At 70.0% G+C, this 3,758-nt stretch carries 3 protein-coding genes; all 3 read left to right on the forward strand.

What is annotated here, in order from left to right; all coding sequences use genetic code 11:
- The first annotated feature begins 231 nt into the window (after positions 1 to 231).
- The 3 genes from Q4F04_RS14910 to Q4F04_RS14920 are packed head-to-tail and all read left to right on the forward strand — an operon-like array spanning position 232 to position 3,613.
- Positions 232 to 1,260 carry an HlyD family secretion protein gene (locus Q4F04_RS14910; RefSeq protein WP_090757424.1) on the forward strand — a complete coding sequence of 343 codons (1,029 nt, stop codon included), beginning with the start codon at positions 232 to 234 and terminating at the stop codon, positions 1,258 to 1,260.
- Positions 1,257 to 2,444, forward strand: a complete 1,188-nt coding sequence (locus tag Q4F04_RS14915; RefSeq protein WP_303370583.1) for an ABC transporter permease — start codon at positions 1,257 to 1,259, stop codon at positions 2,442 to 2,444. Before Q4F04_RS14910 ends, Q4F04_RS14915 begins: the two co-directional genes overlap by 4 nt.
- The gene (locus tag Q4F04_RS14920) at positions 2,441 to 3,613 is read left to right on the forward strand and encodes an ABC transporter permease (RefSeq protein WP_303370584.1); all 1,173 of its coding nucleotides are present in this window, start codon (positions 2,441 to 2,443) and stop codon (positions 3,611 to 3,613) included. The genes Q4F04_RS14915 and Q4F04_RS14920 overlap by 4 nt, the downstream gene beginning before the upstream one ends.
- The last annotated feature ends 145 nt before the right edge of the window (positions 3,614 to 3,758 follow it).

A 3,758-nucleotide genomic window follows, 5' to 3' on the forward strand; every position in this document is an offset into this window, starting at 1 on the left:
AGTTTTCCTGTTCTTGCGCTTGCCGCGATTTGCGCCAGTCCGGCCATGACCTTCCCCGGCGCGAGGCAAGGGCTGGCCGATGCCGCGACGCGCCTTGAGCAGGGGGCAAGGCGCCTCTCCGGCCGCAGGGCGGCAGAGCCGGCACCTTTGCCCCGCTCCCCACGTTATGGTGGCGCGCAAGGGCGATCCCGGCCATCCATGCGGGCGCGGCAATAAACCACAAGGATCCTCATGACCTCGATCTCTTCCGACCTGCCCCCTTCGAAGCCAGCCCGACCCCGGTCCCGGGTGCTGCCCTATGTCGTCCTGCTGATCCTGGCGGCCCTGGTCGCGGGGCTGGTATGGTACGCCACCCGGCCCGTCGCCATGCTGGTGCAGGGCGAGGCCGAGGCGCCACGGGTCGATGTCAGCGCCCGCGTGCCCGGGCGCGTGGTCGAACTGGGCGCCGATGTGGGCGACAGGGTCGAGCAGGGGGCGCTGCTGGTGCGGCTGGAAAACGCGCAACTGACCACAAACCTGGGCGCCGCCCAGGCCGCACTGGTGGTGGCGCAGCGCAATGAGACCGCCATCGGCGCCACCCGGCCCGAAATCATCCGCGCCCGCGAGGCCGAATTGGCCGCGGCCGAGGCCGACCTGCAGCTGGCGCAGGAAGCCGCGACCCGCGATCAGGCGCTGGAACAGCGCGGCGTCCGCTCGCAGGCAGTAATCGAGCAGAGCGCCCGCAACCTTGCCGCGGCCGAACGCAAGGTCGAGGCCGCGCAGGCGCAGCTGGACCTGGCCCGCGCCGGCGCCAGCCCCGAGGAGCGCGCCGTGGCCGCGGCCCAGGTCGATCAGGCGCGCGCCGCGATTGGGCAGGCCGAGGCCAATATCGACGAACTGAACGTCACCGCCCCGCAAGGCGGCCAGGTGACCGGCCGCATGGTTGAATTGGGCGAGAACGTGGGCGCGGGCGCGCCACTGTTCACCATCGTCGATCTGGACGGGACCTGGTTCACCTTCAACATCCGCGAGAACCTGCTGGGCGGTCTGAAGGTGGGCGACCGGCTGCGGGTGCAGGTGCCGGCGCTGGATGCGCAGGTCGATGCGACGGTGACGCTGATCAATGCGCAGGGCGATTTCGCCAGCTGGCGCGCGACCCGGGCGACAGGCGACTTCGACCTGCGCAGCTTCGAGGTCCGCGCCGCCCCCGCCACGCCGGTTCCGGGGCTCCGCCCCGGCATGTCCGCCCTGATCCGGCCGGCGGAGGCAGAGGGGGAATGAGCGGTCTCGTCACGGCGATCCGGCGCGAGTTCCGGCTGATCCGCCGCCGCCCGGCGCTGATCGGCTTGACGGTGCTGCTGCCCCTGGCTCTGTGCGTCCTGTTGGCCTTTGTCTTCCGCTCCGGGGTTGCCACCAACCTGCCAGTCGCCGTGGTCGATCTGGACCGCTCCAGCCTCTCGCGGCAGGTAGTGCGAATGCTGGACGCCACCCCTGACGTCGAGGTGTCCGCCCGGGCGGACAGCCTGCCCGAGGCGCGCTCGCTGATCCTGTCGGGCCGGGCGCGCGGCGCGCTGCTGCTGCCCGCGGGCTTCGAGCGCGACGCGCTGCGCGGCGCCCGGCCCGAGGCGGTGATCTTCTACGACAACCAGCACATGAGCGCCGGGTCGGTCGTCGCCCGCGGCGCCCGCAATGCCGTCACCGCCGCTTCAGGGGGCCTCAGTGTCAGCCTGCGAGAAGCTCAGGGGGCCGGTTCGTTGCAGGCCACGGCGGCGGCCCAGCCCATGCTGCTGCAGACGCATGCCCTGTTCAACCCCGCCCTCGACTATGTCGACTTCCTGCTGGCGGCGCTGATGCCGGCGGTGATCCAGCTGATGGCCGCCGCCGCGACCACCTATGCGGTATCGCTGGATTTCGGCCCGGGCCGCCACGCCCGCGTCCTGCCACGGCTGGCAGGCGGGTTATTGCCCGCAATGCTGGGCAAGCTGCTGCCATATACCTTTCTGTTCATGCTGATCCTCGGCATCTCTGACATCGGGCTTTACGGGTGGCTCGGGGTGCCGCTTCGCGGCTCGCTGCTGCTGATGGGGGTGGGGGCGGCGTTGTTCATCATCGCCTGCCAGCTGATCGGGGCGCTTTGCTTCCTTCTGACGCGCGATTTCGCCCGCGCGATCAGCTTCGTGGGCGTGATCCTGGCGCCAGCGCTGGGTTACATGGGCATCGGCTTCCCGCGCGAGGCGATGCCGCCCCTGGCGCAGGCGTGGTCCGCGCTGATCCCCGGCACTTGGTATATCCAGTTGCGCATCGACCAGTCGCTGCGCGCGACCCCCATGGATCTGTCCGTCTGGCCTGTCCTTTACCTTCTGGCGATTGCCGTCGCACTGGGATTGATCGTGCTGCTGCGCCTTGACCGGATGCGATCAGCGCTTGCTCCCGCCACGGCGCGCACGGCGAGGAGGACGGCATGAAGGCGATCCTGCGCGCGCTGCGGGCCGAGCTTGCGGCGATTTTCGGCGATCCGCAGATCCTGTCGGTGATGGTGGTGTCGCTGGCGATCTATGCGCTGATCTATCCCTATCCCTACCGGCCAGAACTGCTGCGCGAGGTGCCTGTGGCGGTGGTCGATCTGGATAACTCGGCCGGTTCGCGCCAGCTTGCGCGCGACATCGACGCCAGCGAAGCGGTGGCCGTCGTCGCCCGCCCGCCGACCATGGCAGAGGCCGAGCGGCTGGTCCACGAACGCCGCGCCTATGGCATCCTGCTGGTGCCGCAAGGCTTCGAGCGCGAGTTGCTGCGTGGCCGGCAAAGCCCCATCGCCATCTATGCGGACGCGAGCTACTTCCTGATGTATCAGAAAACGCTGACCGGCATCGCCGGACCTGCCCGCACCACCGGCGTGCAGGTGCAGGTCGCGCGCCAACTGGCCACCGGCACCAGCCGCACCGAGGCCCTGTCGGGCGCCAGCCCCATCGCACTGGTCGAAGTGCCGCTGTTCAACCCGGCCGGCGGCTATGCCACCTACATCCTGCCCGCGGCCTTCGTGCTGATCCTGCAGCAGACGATGATGATGGGCCTTGGCCTTGTCGCCACGCGCCGTGCGCCCTCGGCCGATCCGCTGCCGTGGCGGATGCTGGGCCGGGCCGGGGCGTGGCTGGGCCTCTATGCGCTGCTGCTGCCGATGTATCTGGTCGTGCTGCCTTGGGCCTATGGCCTGCCCTGGCTGGGCCATCTACCGGCGCTGGCGACACTGGGGGTGCCTTTCGTGCTCGCGGTCGGGTTCCTCGCGCAGGCCGTGGCGGCCGTGCTGCGCCGTGCCGAGATGGTGCAGATGGTGCTTCTGTCCTTGGGGATGCCGCTGTTCTTCCTGTCAGGCTTCTCCTGGCCCATCGAGTCGCTGCCGCCCCTGTTGCGAGCCGCCGCCCAGGCCATTCCCAGCACCGCGATGATCGAGGGCTATGTCCGCAGCGCCCAGATGGGGGCCGGACTGGCCGAACTGGCGCCCCTCATCCGCCAGCTCTGGCTTCTCGCGTTTGCCTATGCCGGAATCACCCTTCTGTTGCGCTTGGGCGCAAGCGGCTCGCGGCTTTCCGCAGCCCGGCCGGAAGTTCGGTCGCAGGAGGCGGGCGACGCCTTGTGAGGGCGTGCATGGAGGCAGGCGGCAAGGGTTGGGGCACGGCCGATCCGGGCGCGGCCATGATCTCGGGACCAGCCGACGCCCAGGCCATCAGGCCTGAATGAACGCGCAGTCGCACCGCTTCTTCAGCATCGCGTAGCGGCGCGCG

It is taken from the genome of Paracoccus sp. (in: a-proteobacteria), from assembly GCF_030536915.1.
Lineage (GTDB): Bacteria > Pseudomonadota > Alphaproteobacteria > Rhodobacterales > Rhodobacteraceae > Paracoccus.